Origin of the sequence: Virgibacillus sp. AGTR (genome assembly GCF_016919725.2) — a bacterium.
GTDB lineage: Bacteria > Bacillota > Bacilli > Bacillales > Amphibacillaceae > Virgibacillus > Virgibacillus salarius.
Genome location: NZ_JAJERH010000098.1, coordinates 1 through 13,705, shown reverse-complemented (window position 1 = coordinate 13,705; position 13,705 = coordinate 1). Strand labels below are relative to the sequence as shown.

The window sequence follows — 13,705 nt, the reverse complement described above, 5'->3', positions numbered from 1 at the left end:
TTCTTTATTCTTTTGTCTCAGCCTCTTTTTACAGTTAGCCCATATGGATAAATATGGCGTGTTGAGCCGCGTCCAGCTCCAACGCCCAGAAACTAGGCGTCTTCAGAATCGTACGAAGATAAGTCATCATTGGCTCACTAACACATCGTGATTCCTTTATCCCCTTAGACTCGTCGATACATTTTTCTAATCGGACGCTTGCGCTTTTTTCTTATTCCTGCTTATTTTCCGCGGATTTTTGCTACCTCATCAGCGACAAATTGGACATTCGTACCAACAATTACTTGAATGCTATGCGTACCTACAACATTAATTCCAGGAACACCAGTAGCTTTAATTTTATCTTGATTCACTTTATTCATATCATTAACCTCTACTCGTAAGCGAGTTACACAATTATCTACCGATGTAACATTGGCATCTCCACCAAGTCCTTCATATATTTGAGCGGCCATTGCAGTGAATTTTTGATCTGCTGGAACTTCTTCTGTAGCTTGTTCGTCTTCCAGATCCTGATCATCTTCACGTCCAGGTGTTTTCATATCAAACTTCTTGATTAAGAAACGGAAGAGAACATAATAGATCAAAGCGAATACTAACCCTTGGACGATTAGCATATACGGCTGATTGGCTAAAGGTAGGCGAGAGCTTAGGAATAAATCAACAAAACCTGCGCTAAAACCGAACCCTGCAGTCCAATTGAAAAATGCTGCGATAGCTAAGGAAAGTCCTGTTAGTATTGCGTGAACAAAATACAATGCTGGAGCCAAAAACATGAATGAGAATTCGAGTGGCTCTGTTACACCTGTAAAGAAAGCTGCGAATCCAGCTGCCAGTAGTAGTGATGCAGCTTGTTTTTTACGTTTAGTTTTAGCCGTATGGTACATAGCAAGTGCTGCTGCTGGTAAACCAAACATCATGATAGGGAAGAAACCAGCTTGATACATACCAGTTACCCCTTTTTCACCTTCACCAGACCAGAAGTTTCCGATATCGTTAATTCCAGCAACATCAAACCAGAATACGGAGTTCAGCGCATGATGTAATCCAGTTGGAATTAATAGTCGGTTGAAAAATCCATATAAGCCAGCACCTGCAGCTCCTAATTGACTAATGGACTCGGCAAATGAAACTAATCCAGAATAGATGACTGGCCAAACAAAGAATAACACACCTGCTACGATAATCATCGCAAAGGATGTCATAATTGGCGCAAGCCGTTTGCCACTGAAGAATGCCAATGCATCCGGTAGCTGTACATGACTAAACCGGTTGTACATACTAGCGGCGATGACACCTGAAAGCATACCGATAAAGGCATTTGCGATACTTCCAAACGCAGCATTAACATTTTCTGCTTCGATGCCCTGTAATAAAGCGACGGTATCTGTTGAAAGTAATGTAGTGACAACTAGATAACCCACAAGTCCACTTAATGCAGCAGAACCGTCCTTATCCTTCGACATTCCTAACGCTACACCAATAGCAAAGAGAATCGGAATATTATCAATAATGGCAGAACCAGCTTTAATCAAGAAGGCTGCAATTGCATTTCCTTCCCCCCAGCCAGATGGGTCAATCCAATATCCGATCCCCATCAAGATGGCTGCAGCTGGTAGCACTGCTACTGGCAGCATTAATGAACGACCGAGTCGTTGTAAATATTTCATCATAAGAATTCCTCCTATACGTTTTATTGAAGCATTGCAGTTGAATACGCTATCAAAATTAGTATTATATAAAGACGGAGTCAGTATTGATATTTTTTTAAGCGTTCAATATGCAGTGTAATGTACCCCAATTCCTCTGGTGGTAAATCTATTCCATGAGCGGAAGACAACTTCTTGGCAACATGTACGGAACATTGATACGAGCGTTTAAACTTTCTTTTAATCATCTCTAGCATTTCTTCATCCATTGAATGTACCTCGTATTGGTATACACGATTTAGCGCAAAGCGAAGGTGTGTCATCAATCGCTCATAGGCCAAGTCATCTTCATTAAATGTGATGTTCAAATCCTGTTTGATGGTTTCCACCATATCTTTAACAATTGCTGTTTGTCTTACAGTTTCGTGTAAATCACCTCCCTGAATTTTCATTGTATGTATGTGAAGCGCGATAAAAGCTGCTTCATCTAAGGGCATTTCAACTTCTAACTTATCCTTTATATGTTGAATCGCCCAAACCCCAATTTCGAATTCTTGCTTGTACATAATTTTAATTTCTTGTAACAGCTTGTTCTTTAGGTGTATTCCTTGTTGCTCTCTTTCAATTGCAAACGATAGGTGATCCGTAAGTGCTAAAAGTATATGCTCGTTTAATTTAGTACCCAGCTGCTCTTCTGCATAATCAATAATCTCTTCTGAAAGCATAAGGTGTTCTTCCGGGATTCGCAGAATCAATTCTTGTAGCTTTTCGTTTTCCTTTAAGACAAAGAGTTTTTCAACCTTTTCCTGGCTGATAATATCCTTTCTCTTCTTATTGAAGGCAACTCCTGCACCGATGGCGATTTTCTCTTGCTTCCCATCGGTCACAATTACTGCATTGTTATTCAATATTTTTGTAATTCTCACCGGAAGTCACCTCCTATTGTTTCAGTTAACAGCTTTATTAGGCTTAAATAGTGATAATTATTGTTTCACCTGCTTTACTGTTTGCTTCTTTCGTGAATGTAAAATGTTTATCTAGTTCTTTGCTATTCGTAATTATAATTGGTGTGATGATATCCGCTGCATGCTGTTTGATATAATCTAAATCAACCTCCAATAGCGGTTGGCCGACTTTTACGGTATCTCCGGTGTTCACCTGTACCTTGAAGCCTTCACCTTTTAAACCTACCGTTTCTAATCCGACATGGATTAAGATTTCTGTACCATCATCGGCAAGTAATCCAATCGCATGTTTTGTTTCAGGTATTTGTACCACTTTTCCATTGACAGGTGAAATGACGTTACCATCTTGAGGTATAATTGCTATCCCTTCGCCCATCATTTTTTGGCTAAATACTGGATCAGGAACCTTCTCTAAAGCAACATTTTTACCATTTATTGGAGCGAAAATTTGTTGTTCGTTTGATTTTTTAAACATTTTTTTAAACATTTTTTTAAACATAAACAGTACACCTTTCTGTTTGATTCTCATGTTTGATAGATATTTTTATAAAAAGGGAGCAGGTAAGTAAACCTTAGTCTGTCCTAAAATCAAGAATACATCATGTGTTTTTCAATTTAAAAAGGCATGGCAGTATACAGAGAACCTAAGGTTGCTCTATCATACCACCATGCCTGATCGTATCAGTAACATGTGATGCATATTTATTTATTAAGCATATAGTAACATTATCCTATTTAAAAAGCAACTTCAAGTTGTAGTATGACTTTTTGTTTTTATCTTAGGAAAAATGTGCTTTTGCTTTTTTAGGTATGTCATTATGGCTGACTTCTTCCCATGTTTCAATATACTTCCCTTTTGCATAAACGCGTAAGTATGCATCTTTTTGTAGTTCACCACTAGCATAGAAAGTAACTTGTTTTTGCTTCCCCTTCGCATTATATCCGATCAATGTATAATCATAACCTCCTGGACTTTTTGCATGTCCATCTTTATTTACTTGTACATAGATTTCTTCTTTGGGTACTAGTGGATTAAAGCGATCTGTAATTTCATTCGAAAATAAGAGCATGATGGCTAATCCAGTCACAATAATTGTACTAATAAATATGATTATAAAAAATAATTTTTTCATTTTAGTGCATCCTCTCCATTCCTGTTGACTAAATACTATCACGGAGAGCTGTTCTTCTTCGTTGGATCTACCTTACAAGCAGCTTACAGTTTTGAAAGGTAGGGGAAGAGCATAGTCGATACATTAGTTTTTTATGATTGCACGAATTAATTGGAATATGTTAATGGTTTGGTCGTATAGTAATCGTTGTGCCTGCTCCATACTTTCCTCAACAGACAATGGTCGATTAACGATCGAAAAACAACCATGGAATTGCTTACGCAGCGCCGTGAGGTCTCCTGATAGTGCTCCAGAAATTAATAGCGCAGGGACGTGCAACGTATTCGCTAGCTCGACAATATAACCTGGAGCTTTTCCGGATAATGTTTGTTCATCACTCTGCCCCTCACCAGTAATTATGAAATCGGCCTGTTTCATTGCTTGATGTAATTGTGTAGCCTCAGCAATAAGGGCTGCCCCAGAAGTTAGTCTTGCACCAATTGTTAATAGAGCGAAACCTAGTCCACCAGCGGCCCCTGAACCTCTGTTATTAGAGAAATCCTTACCTCGGTTCACTGCAAGCAAGGATGCATAAGCTGCAAGTGCTTCGTCAAATAGAGTCACCTGCTGTTCAGTAGCACCCTTTTGTGGGCCGTAAATGGAACTCGCACCCTGCTGACCGATTAATGGATTATCGACATCACAAGCCACATGGATTGTAACCTCCTCTAATCTAGGGTCGATGTCCGCAAATGATATATGATCAATGTCTAAAAGGTCTTTTCCAAACACGTCAGCTTGACTACCATCTTGCTTCCATGCTTTCATGCCTAAAGCTTGCAAACAACCAAGCCCACCATCGTTTGTTGCACTTCCTCCTAGGCCGATAATAAGGGAGCTACATCCGCGATCGAGTGCATCCTTTATCACTTCACCAAGTCCGAAAGAGGTGGTGTTCTCTGGATTTCTTTTAGGCTTTGGAACTTGAACAAGACCAGCAATATTGGCAATTTCAATAATAGCTGTATGGTCTTGGAGGATGGCGTAATAGGTATGGATGGTTTCACCTAAAGGACCTGTACAGGTTACGTTTATTTTTTGTCCAGTTGTAGAAGCAAGAATGACGTCAACTGTACCTTCACCACCGTCTGCCATTGGCTTTAGTGTAACGGTAGCCTCGTTATCAATAGAAAGGATAGCCTGCTTCATAATTGTTGCTGCTTCTAACGATGTTAAGCTTCCTTTGAAAGAGTCAGGAGCAAGTAGAATGTGCATGATATCCTCCTTTATAAGGTAGCATAATTCGGTGCCTTACCAAACAAGCCGACTCTGTTTGCTAGACAAGCTGCTAAGGCTATGTGCTATTAAAAATTGTGCAGCATAATAGGTTGTCATAATAAGTACATGTGAATAGACAACTGGTGATATAAACATATTCCAAGACAGGATGGAATCAGATATAACAAATAAGATACTACCTGGAATCGCAAATCGGTTCCCAGTCATTATTGCGAGCCAAGCCATAAAGGAAATGGCTACAATATAAAAAATGACAGGGATAATGAGCGATTGATTTCCTGAGGTAATGATTGCATGAATTAATGCATTTCCCATGAATAATCCATAGATAATTAGCGGGATGATGCTAGCAGCTCGAATAATGGAAAATTTCCATTGTAAAGAAAAACCAGCTAAATAGAATAGATGTCCGATTAAAAATGCAGTAAGACCAACGACAAACCATTGTAAGGTTCCGTCTCCGATTGAACAAAAAATGAGACCCATAAGAATAAGCCAATGTGTTTTTGTTTGCTGACGAGGCATTTGTTTTAACGCATATATAATGATTAAAATCATGGGAATCAATTTAAAGAAAAGCTTAAAGTTCTCTGGTTCAGAAGGAATGATAAAGATATACAGTATACTCATGATAAAAATCAGGATGGGTAATTGATTTGCATACATACGATCACCAACTTTTCTTAGAAATGCGTTTTCGCTACTTTAAAAATACCATATTAACCCAGCAATTCCGAGGAAAACTAAACCAATACTGCCACAATAGAGCCCAATTTTTGTACGGAACGCATAATGTTCTCTTGTTTCTGAATGGTAATTAGCTCGTTGCTGCTGTCCGCTCGTAAAAACTCCTAAGAAGATTCCTGAAATAACTATTCCTACTAAGCCAATTCCAGCTAGAATTGTAAGCATAGGATTAACCGCCCTTCGTTTTGTTCTTTGTGAAGCTAATGTATTCGATTATTCTCAAATGGGGTATTACTCCTAGCGTTTGTTTCTTTCCAGATAGGTTATCTGAAGTCTTTCCGACTTTTGAAATCTTGGCTGAAATGGGATTGATCAAAATAACTAAGATTCATGGAAGAGTAACCTAAGTGATGGTCCATTTCGCCATTTGACATCGTCTCAAACATAGGCTCAAATATGTTTTTTAATGCATTTGCACATCTTTTACCGTTTCAGGTTGATACTGTTCCATAATCTTGTTAGCTAATTTTAAGTTAGGATCTCTTTTAGGTTTACCCATTTAAAACACTCTTTTACCTTGTTATTCTACCAAATAAAAAATTGTGTAAATAAGAAACCGTACGCATTTCTTACTTACACAGTTAATATTACACTCCCATTGTAAATGTAAAAGCTCTTCTTTACTGTTTTACTTCTTTGACAACGATCGCTTGAGTTACTTTGGTATTCTTACAATCTTCAAAAGTAGCTGCGTCTACAAACCCCAACTTTATTGCTGCTTCAAGCTTCTCTGTATCTGGTCGTTTCTCAGTAATAATAAAATCACTCAAATTTAAGTCGTCTAGTTTTTGCACAGTTACTTCAGGCATATAATTGCTAGAGGAACGGATTTGGCGATGTACCTGATAGTCACCACGTATAATTTCTCCTTTACGTTCTTTACCAATGGATCCATCAAGAAATTGGTGGAACTTCTTCTTTAATTGATGTAACTCTTGTTCGATTTCTTTTTTCTGGTCGTGTAAAACATAAAAACGTTTAATCTCTTCTTCTGTAACTCCTATCGTCTCATTCATTATTAGCCCCCACCTTACATTCATTTGTTTCGATTCTTTTCTGAGAAAGATGAACATGTTCTCTGCTAAATAGAGTTTTCATTTATACCTATGAATGCTTCTAGTCATTCATGACTAAAAACAATAAATTGAAACTTTAATCAGTTATATGTGGGATAAAATAACCGTTAACGAGGTAGTTATTGGAGAAGCATAGATGAACTTATCAGGGTCCTACATTAATTTGAATGAAACGTTTGTATTTTCTACTTAATATTTTGCTTATTTGAAGTATTTTTTGTTTCCTTTCTTCGTTCATTCTATTAAACTAATTACGTGGTAAATTATTCCTACGTGAATTTAATAGAAGTGAGGTACGATTTGTGAAACATACTCTAGATGCTGCTAACACAAATTCCTTAAATATTTTTGACGCGCTTAACTGTTTTTATCAAAAAGATGTCATCGCTAATATGTTTGCTACTTTTATCAACTACTCCTCAGAATTTGCACTTCAATTTCTCCGAGATTTCAGTACATTACATGTTGAGATAAACGCTAACACCGAAGTACGAGCTCGTTCGAGAATGGCACTCGGAAAAAGTATGGGTATCATTGATCTTGTGCTTTTAGTAGTAGAAGATAATCAGATTAACCATATTGTCGTTATTGAAAATATACTAAACCCTGATGAAAATGGTAAACATACAGAATGCCTTCAAACGGATACCGCTTTAGAAAACCTTTGTACGAAGCTTGGTGTTGATCATACTACTGTTTTCGTGGATTATGTCATTTTAACGTTAGACCCTTTTGGTAAGGACCAAGTTAAAAATATTCATATCGTTGATTATCGAACTTTTTTACAGGATATATGGGCTAACTTGTTTACAAACGAATCACTGAAGCAGCTATTTCTTAACTTTCAGGAGATGCTTGAACGCTTCTATTATGTGGCTGATATGAGTCTGGAAGAGCATGCTATTACATTATTGGCAAATCCGGATCTGGATGAGCAACAGCGTCATTTATTGTTTAAAAAATTAATTTGTCAAATAAACGTTGCTGAACAAGATGTAATTGAAATGGATGCTTTACAGGGAGCGGAAGAATTTAAGGCGATTGCACGAATTGCAAAACCAGAATGGGTAATTGAATATGGTCATGTATACCTTGAATGTGTGCTTGATTTGTTACATCCTTTTGAGCAAAATGGAGAAATTGCTTTTTTAATCTATGTGTACTATCAAGCGAATTCTAAGCGGAAGTTTCCAGAAGTTAATGAGATACGCGATTGGATGCATCAGTTGGTAAGTGAGGAGAAAGAAATCTTACCGCAAATGCATGTGGACAAGCTTCACACAAGTCGTGCTGTTGTTCAAATCAGCTTTGCAGATATACACACATTTAATGATTTGAAGGATTTACTTGAATATAGCATGGAATGGTTAACCCCAATCATAGTGAAAACGTTTGGAAAGGTATCCGAAAAAAACGTTATTCATAGAAATTAATATTTGCTAAGCGAGACTGAGACAAAAGAATGAAGAAACAATAAAAACGAACGATAATTAGTTTGAATTAATTATCGTTCGTTTTTTGATCAGAATCATTCATTTAGCACCTGAAATAAGCGAGACTCCGGCGGGAACTGCACGAGTCCGAAGATCCACGTGGTAACGTGTTCTTACCGAGTTAACTGAGGCCGTTCCCACGGAAAGAGCGTATATTTTCACGGTGCGGCGTGATAACTTGATCATTCGTATTTTGAGTAAAGAAGTTGTGTTTTGTCCCAACCTCTTTTTATCCCGCATATAACTGGTAGTAAGCTCCCTACTGATGGAAGTTTCATTTTATCTTGTAAACCGCTTTCAGTTCATTTATACTTGAAATAAACCGATTTACTAAACCGATTTAGTAATTGGATAAGGAGAATAAAATGAAAAAAATTACAATTGCTGATGTAGCAGCACATGCTAATGTTTCTAAAAGCACGGTATCTCAGTTTTTAAATAAACGATATGACTATATGGGGGAAGAAACGAAAAAGCGCATTGAGACAGCTGTTACTGAACTAGGTTATCGTCCAAATATTATTGCTCGTAGTTTAAAGCAGAAATCAACAAAGACAATTGGGGTCATCGTTGCAAATATTCTCCATGTTTTTTCCACACAGGTTATTCGTGCAATTGAGGATTTTTGTCACGAATCAAACTTTCACGTAATCGTATGTAATGCAGATGATGATCCTGTAAAGGAAAAACGCTATATTGAAATGCTTCGTGCAAAGCAGGTTGATGGTATTATAGCTTTTCCTACGGGAGAAAATATGGAGTTATATCAAGGACTGCTTGATGAAAGATATCCTTTCGTATTTATGGATAGACTAGTGCCGGGAATTCATATGGATGCTGTTTTATTAGATAATAAACGAGCATCTGAATTAGCTGTAGATCAATTTGTTAAGGCTGGTTATAAAAAAATAGGAATGATTTCTCCACTGATAGATATGCCTGTAACACCAAGACTGGAAAGAATTCAAGGATATAAGACAGCATTAGCAAAATACAATCTATCATTTCAACCAGAATATTTAGCAAGTGGAGCATTTACTGACATGCAAATGATTATTCAACAAATGCTTTCGTTGTCAGATCCACCTGAGGCTCTGCTAGCTTTGAATGATCGTGTGTTATTTGAGATTTTACAATACGCGAAGGATCATCATGTGAATATTCCGAATGATTTGGCGATTATTGGGATTGATGATGTATCGTTTGCTTCGTTCTATTATCCAACGCTAACGACAATTTCCCAGCCTGCATTTAAAATGGGAAAAAAAGCTGCACAATTGCTTTTTAAGCAAATAAATCAAGAAGATCAAGGAACAGCAGCTCAGGTTTACCGTTTTTCACCTCAATTAATAGACAGGGAATCATGCTAGCTGAAAGGAAGGATGTTTATAAAAAGAACGATTAATACGATTGCATCGGAAGTATCAGAAGGATTACACCGTGTAAAAACAGAGGAAGGCATAAATTTAGCTGGAGAACTCCAAAAAGCAAATCGAATTTTTGTTGCTGACACAGGACGATCTGGCTTCATTGGTAAGATATTTTCGATGCGAATGATTTGTTGCTGATTTTATCCGGATCCGGAAGCACAGGTACGCTTACGTACTTTGCCGAAAAGGCCAAAGCAATTGAAGCGAAAATAGCCTTGGTTACGACAAATAAACAATCGGCAATTGCAACGTTGAGTCAATGTGTCGTGAAGGTTCCAGCTGCTACTAAAAAAGGTTGCCACCCGAGCCTTCAACTATTCAACCGTTAGGTAGTCAATTTGATCAACCTGCTCATCTGTTGCTAGATGCTGTAATTGCTTATATATTGCAACATCTACCGAAGGATCAGATTAAAGAATTAAATCAAAGGCACGCAAATTTAGAGTAAAGAGGGGATAAAATAATGAATCCAATAGATATTATTAAAGATACCAAAGTTGTAGCGGTTATTCGTAAAGCAAACGAAGATAACATTGTACCGATATTAAAAGCATTGTCTGCAGGGGGGGTGAAAGCTGTTGAGATTACAGCAGAAACCCCTAATGTAGCTAATGTAATTGCGAAAGCAGTAGAACATATGAAACAGGATGTATGCATTGGAGCAGGAACTGTACTTGATCCAGAAACAGCAAGGACAGTAATGCTTGCTGGTGCAGCATTCATTGTATCTCCAACCTTAAATACAGAGACGCTCAAACTAACGAATCGATATGGATTGCTTACTATACCTGGTGTGTTAACTCCCACAGAAATTATTACTGCCTATGAGCATGGGGCGAAGATGGTTAAAATCTTTCCAGCTGATACATTCGGTCCCGATTATGTTAAAAATATCCTTGGCCCACTTCCGCATGTAGAAGCAATGGTTACAGGGGGAATAACACTAGATAATATGAATGCGTATCTGGATAAAGGAAGTAAGGCGGTAGGCATAGGCAGTAACCTGGTAAACGTTCAGCGGCTAAAAAGTCCCGAGGATTATCAACAATTAACAGAAATAGCTAGACAGTATAGTAGAAAAGCAGCGTACTAGCTTTAGCGTTGGAAGGGGTTGTTTATCCCGCATATAACTGGCAGTAAATGTCCGATTGGTTCAAAGGCGTTTAGGTCATAACCTTGTGGTACTAACCATCCGTGGGAGATAAACAACTCTCCCACGGAAGGAAGTTTCACTTTATACCTAATTTGTTTAGTTAAAGGAGTGATTTACCATTGAGTAGCTCAATTGAGGATAAACAATTAGCAGCAGAAGCAGCAGTCAAATACATTCAGACTGGGATGACGATAGGACTTGGGTCTGGATCGACGGTAAATTATATGTTGGAAGCACTAGTAAAGAGAATTAAAGAAGGCATGGATGTAAAAGGCATTCCTTCATCTGTAAAAACAGAAAAGCTTGCTAGAAAGCTTGGAATACCATTGATTGGATTTTCTAAAGCAACTAAGATTGATCTAGCAATTGATGGCGCAGATGAGGTTAATAGCTCATTGCAATTAACAAAAGGTGGGGGAGGTTCACTTGTTCGGGAAAAAATTATCGATGTAGCAGCCACTAAGCTGATTATTATCGTCGATTATTCAAAAATGGTTACACATCTAGGGAGTTTTCCATTGCCAGTGGAAGTTGTCCCGTTTGGTTGGGAAAAGACAGCGGAAAGAATCGCGGCATTTGGGTGTAACCCAAAACTAAGAAAAAGTGATCAGGACGTTTTTATTTCTGACAACCATAATTATATTCTTGATTGCCAGTTTGATCTTATCGAACAACCAGAACAATTACATGAGCAATTAAAACAAACGGTAGGTGTTGTAGAAACTGGTTTGTTTGTAAATATGACAGATATGGTTATTGCTGCTAAGAACGGCATTATTGATACACGACACCGGGGATAATTAGATGGAAGAGTCGTTTGGAGGAATTAGCATGAATGAAGTGATTACCTTAGGTGAGGCGATGATTGTTTTCAATCCATGATCAACAGGTTCAATAAAATTTGTAAACACCTTTAAGTCCTTCAAAGGTAGTGGATCCGGTTGGCGCAGGCGATGGCTTTAATGCAGGTATACTATATGGACTGTTGCACGGCTGGGAACTAGCTAGAACGCTTCATTTTGCTAATACGTTTTGTTCCATGGTAGTTGGCTTGATTGGTGATAATGAAGGAGTGCCATATTATGAATAAGTGCAACAACGACTAAGTGAAGTCGAGCGTATTGGACGATGAAGCGTGAGGTGAAGGTAGTTCAATATAAGACAATTTTAGCGATATAAAAACCTGTGATGCTGGAAAGTATTAGACAGGGCTTGCATCTGACGCTGATGCAGATAACACAACAGTCATGGCCTTCTCTTCCGATATTACGATTAAGGATACATTAGCTATTGCAAAGTAAAAAGAAGCTAACATGAAATGTAGTGCAATCTCTCGTTGTATAGAAAACGAGGGGACGTTGAATGGCTTTTTAAGCTGCCGAGAGCATATATCGGCAGCTATTTTTTTATCCATATAACTGGTAAGTCCCCCACTTCCAGCAATAGCCAGGGAATCTAATGGAAACATATAGAAAAGAACTACATACTGTATCAACACCTTTATCTGGTTATGTTCAACTTATACTTTTCAATGAACTAATTGAGGAGGCACAGAAAGACAACATTTTGTTGAAGATGGAAGTACGTGTTGGTAGTTTTTCTTATTGGGGCCCTGGTGCAGGAGCTATTGATGAATCAAAGTATATACAGCTTATTCGTATTGGACACAAAGAAACCGAGATTCAAGATTTGAAATTTGGATTAAATAAGCTTGCTGAGATAGCAATAAAATCAATTGGTAACGATGATCCAAAAACAGCTTCCAATACAATATACCAAGTAACAGACCTACTGCTATATTTAGAACAACGTACCACGTTTTCGCCGTACTTAATGGATAATAATCACCAGGTACGTCTATTACTAGGTGTTGATAACTTTGAATATCATCTTTATCAAGGGTTGGGAATTATTCGGCACTATTCACAAAAAAACCATATAATCGCAGCTTTAGCACGGTTGGCTGAGTCCATAAATGAATAACACCATCAAGTGATATGGGAATTTGCAAGAAATACAATAGATCATATTTATACAGAATTTATTTTCGAGCTTGACCGGAAGTTGTTGCTAAAAAATGTATATAAACTAGCTGAGATTACTGGAAATAAACAAGGGTATGAATATATCCAATCTCATTTAAAGGGCTAGCCAGAAATATAACGTTTTTATCATACATGCGAAGTAAATGAGAAGTTCTTTCTGCCGTTCTATTACAGATTTGATCTTCTCCCTGTTTAAGATTTTGTAACTAAGGAATAATATCTATAGCAGAAACAAAAAGGAGTGTAAAAGTGTGAGTCAGCATAAAATAAAACAAGATATTGAGCATATTTTAGACAACAGCTTTGTTGGTACGATGGCAACGGTAAAAAACAAGATGCCACATTCAAGGTATATGACTTTTTTTCATGAAAACCTATCTCTATATACACCAACGAGTAAGCAAACAGACAAGACAGAAGATATAGAAGAAAACCCATATACGCATATTATTTTGGGTTATGACGGTGAGGGATTCGGTGATTCCTATGTAGAATACGAAGGTAAGGTTTCCTTTAATAATTCCCCTGACCTAAAAAAGCAGATTTGGAATGAGCAAATGAAAGTATGGTTTGATGGACCAGACGATCCAAATCTAACCATATTAGAGATTAAACCGTTACACATTCGTTTGATGAATAAAAAAGGAGAACGTCCAAAAGAATTAGAAATAGATTCAGAATAAAAAGCGTTTGGGATTTGTTAAATTTCTCGTTCTCTTGGACGCTACGAAGTCTT

General features: G+C 37.6%; 17 protein-coding genes and 2 pseudogenes. 9 read left to right on the top strand and 10 right to left on the bottom strand.

Features of this window, described 5'->3' with window-relative positions; all coding sequences use genetic code 11:
• Positions 1-221 precede the first annotated feature (221 nt).
• From nagE to JUJ52_RS21270, 9 genes and pseudogenes are all read right to left on the bottom strand, one after another.
• The gene (nagE, locus tag JUJ52_RS21310; RefSeq protein ID WP_026679558.1) at positions 222-1,673 is read right to left on the bottom strand and encodes an N-acetylglucosamine-specific PTS transporter subunit IIBC; all 1,452 of its coding nucleotides are present in this window, start codon (positions 1,671-1,673) and stop codon (positions 222-224) included.
• A gap of 77 nt (positions 1,674-1,750) precedes the next feature.
• A complete protein-coding gene (locus JUJ52_RS21305; protein WP_026679559.1) occupies positions 1,751-2,575 on the bottom strand; it encodes a PRD domain-containing protein in 825 nt (274 codons plus the stop codon).
• Between the two features lie 43 nt (positions 2,576-2,618).
• Entirely contained in the window at positions 2,619-3,113 is a 495-nt protein-coding gene (locus tag JUJ52_RS21300) for a PTS sugar transporter subunit IIA (protein WP_226983572.1), read from the bottom strand.
• A gap of 280 nt (positions 3,114-3,393) precedes the next feature.
• Entirely contained in the window at positions 3,394-3,747 is a 354-nt protein-coding gene (locus JUJ52_RS21295; protein ID WP_026679561.1) for a YxeA family protein, read from the bottom strand.
• Between the two features lie 123 nt (positions 3,748-3,870).
• Positions 3,871-5,001: a glycerate kinase gene (locus tag JUJ52_RS21290; protein WP_026679562.1), complete on the bottom strand. Its 1,131-nt coding sequence runs from the start codon at positions 4,999-5,001 to the stop codon at positions 3,871-3,873.
• A 36-nt stretch (positions 5,002-5,037) separates the two neighbouring features.
• Positions 5,038-5,691, bottom strand: a complete 654-nt coding sequence (locus tag JUJ52_RS21285) for a lysoplasmalogenase (RefSeq protein ID WP_205389198.1) — start codon at positions 5,689-5,691, stop codon at positions 5,038-5,040.
• Between the two features lie 39 nt (positions 5,692-5,730).
• The gene (locus JUJ52_RS21280; protein ID WP_034678008.1) at positions 5,731-5,937 is read right to left on the bottom strand and encodes a DUF5316 family protein; all 207 of its coding nucleotides are present in this window, start codon (positions 5,935-5,937) and stop codon (positions 5,731-5,733) included.
• Between the two features lie 167 nt (positions 5,938-6,104).
• Positions 6,105-6,271: pseudogene (locus JUJ52_RS21275) on the bottom strand (IS256 family transposase); the annotation flags it as partial.
• Between the two features lie 121 nt (positions 6,272-6,392).
• Entirely contained in the window at positions 6,393-6,788 is a 396-nt protein-coding gene (locus tag JUJ52_RS21270; protein ID WP_026679564.1) for a hypothetical protein, read from the bottom strand.
• A 362-nt stretch (positions 6,789-7,150) separates the two neighbouring features.
• Between JUJ52_RS21270 and JUJ52_RS21265 the strand changes: the two genes are divergently transcribed.
• The 7 genes and pseudogenes from JUJ52_RS21265 to JUJ52_RS21235 all read left to right on the top strand — a co-directional run.
• On the top strand, positions 7,151-8,281 hold the full coding sequence (locus JUJ52_RS21265; RefSeq protein ID WP_121604065.1) for a hypothetical protein: 1,131 nt from the start codon (positions 7,151-7,153) through the stop codon (positions 8,279-8,281).
• A 425-nt stretch (positions 8,282-8,706) separates the two neighbouring features.
• Positions 8,707-9,711, top strand: a complete 1,005-nt coding sequence (locus JUJ52_RS21260) for a LacI family DNA-binding transcriptional regulator (protein WP_121604064.1) — start codon at positions 8,707-8,709, stop codon at positions 9,709-9,711.
• A gap of 12 nt (positions 9,712-9,723) precedes the next feature.
• Positions 9,724-9,909, top strand: coding sequence for a phosphoheptose isomerase family protein (locus JUJ52_RS21255; protein WP_026679567.1), 186 nt, complete (start codon positions 9,724-9,726; stop codon positions 9,907-9,909).
• Entirely contained in the window at positions 9,900-10,100 is a 201-nt protein-coding gene (locus tag JUJ52_RS21250) for a phosphoheptose isomerase family protein (RefSeq protein WP_226983570.1), read from the top strand. The genes JUJ52_RS21255 and JUJ52_RS21250 overlap by 10 nt, the downstream gene beginning before the upstream one ends.
• A gap of 134 nt (positions 10,101-10,234) precedes the next feature.
• Positions 10,235-10,864: a bifunctional 4-hydroxy-2-oxoglutarate aldolase/2-dehydro-3-deoxy-phosphogluconate aldolase gene (locus JUJ52_RS21245; RefSeq protein WP_026679568.1), complete on the top strand. Its 630-nt coding sequence runs from the start codon at positions 10,235-10,237 to the stop codon at positions 10,862-10,864.
• Between the two features lie 179 nt (positions 10,865-11,043).
• On the top strand, positions 11,044-11,724 hold the full coding sequence (gene rpiA / locus JUJ52_RS21240) for a ribose-5-phosphate isomerase RpiA (RefSeq protein WP_255637824.1): 681 nt from the start codon (positions 11,044-11,046) through the stop codon (positions 11,722-11,724).
• Positions 11,725-11,849: 125 nt separating this feature from the next.
• A pseudogene (locus JUJ52_RS21235) lies at positions 11,850-12,014 on the top strand (carbohydrate kinase family protein); the annotation flags it as partial.
• 111 nt (positions 12,015-12,125) lie between these two features.
• On the opposite strand, the gene JUJ52_RS21230 reads toward JUJ52_RS21235, so the two are convergent.
• Entirely contained in the window at positions 12,126-12,338 is a 213-nt protein-coding gene (locus JUJ52_RS21230) for a hypothetical protein (RefSeq protein ID WP_162986318.1), read from the bottom strand.
• 44 nt (positions 12,339-12,382) lie between these two features.
• Between JUJ52_RS21230 and JUJ52_RS21225 the strand changes: the two genes are divergently transcribed.
• A complete protein-coding gene (locus JUJ52_RS21225; RefSeq protein WP_166529925.1) occupies positions 12,383-12,907 on the top strand; it encodes a DUF2254 family protein in 525 nt (174 codons plus the stop codon).
• Positions 12,908-13,220: 313 nt separating this feature from the next.
• Positions 13,221-13,652, top strand: coding sequence for a pyridoxamine 5'-phosphate oxidase family protein (locus tag JUJ52_RS21220; RefSeq protein ID WP_026679572.1), 432 nt, complete (start codon positions 13,221-13,223; stop codon positions 13,650-13,652).
• Positions 13,653-13,705 lie beyond the last annotated feature (53 nt).

Coding starts and splice junctions, on each gene's coding strand:
- nagE (WP_026679558.1), bottom strand. CDS start 1,673: ATGATGAAATATTTACAACGACTCGGTCGTTCATTAATGCTGCCAGTA.
- JUJ52_RS21300 (WP_226983572.1), bottom strand. CDS start 3,113: ATGTTTAAAAAAATGTTTAAAAAAATGTTTAAAAAATCAAACGAACAA.
- JUJ52_RS21295 (WP_026679561.1), bottom strand. CDS start 3,747: ATGAAAAAATTATTTTTTATAATCATATTTATTAGTACAATTATTGTG.
- JUJ52_RS21290 (WP_026679562.1), bottom strand. CDS start 5,001: ATGCACATTCTACTTGCTCCTGACTCTTTCAAAGGAAGCTTAACATCG.
- JUJ52_RS21285 (WP_205389198.1), bottom strand. CDS start 5,691: ATGTATGCAAATCAATTACCCATCCTGATTTTTATCATGAGTATACTG.
- JUJ52_RS21280 (WP_034678008.1), bottom strand. CDS start 5,937: ATGCTTACAATTCTAGCTGGAATTGGCTTAGTAGGAATAGTTATTTCA.
- JUJ52_RS21270 (WP_026679564.1), bottom strand. CDS start 6,788: ATGAATGAGACGATAGGAGTTACAGAAGAAGAGATTAAACGTTTTTAT.
- JUJ52_RS21260 (WP_121604064.1), top strand. CDS start 8,707: ATGAAAAAAATTACAATTGCTGATGTAGCAGCACATGCTAATGTTTCT.
- JUJ52_RS21255 (WP_026679567.1), top strand. CDS start 9,724: ATGTTTATAAAAAGAACGATTAATACGATTGCATCGGAAGTATCAGAA.
- JUJ52_RS21245 (WP_026679568.1), top strand. CDS start 10,235: ATGAATCCAATAGATATTATTAAAGATACCAAAGTTGTAGCGGTTATT.
- JUJ52_RS21230 (WP_162986318.1), bottom strand. CDS start 12,338: ATGGATAAAAAAATAGCTGCCGATATATGCTCTCGGCAGCTTAAAAAG.
- JUJ52_RS21225 (WP_166529925.1), top strand. CDS start 12,383: ATGGAAACATATAGAAAAGAACTACATACTGTATCAACACCTTTATCT.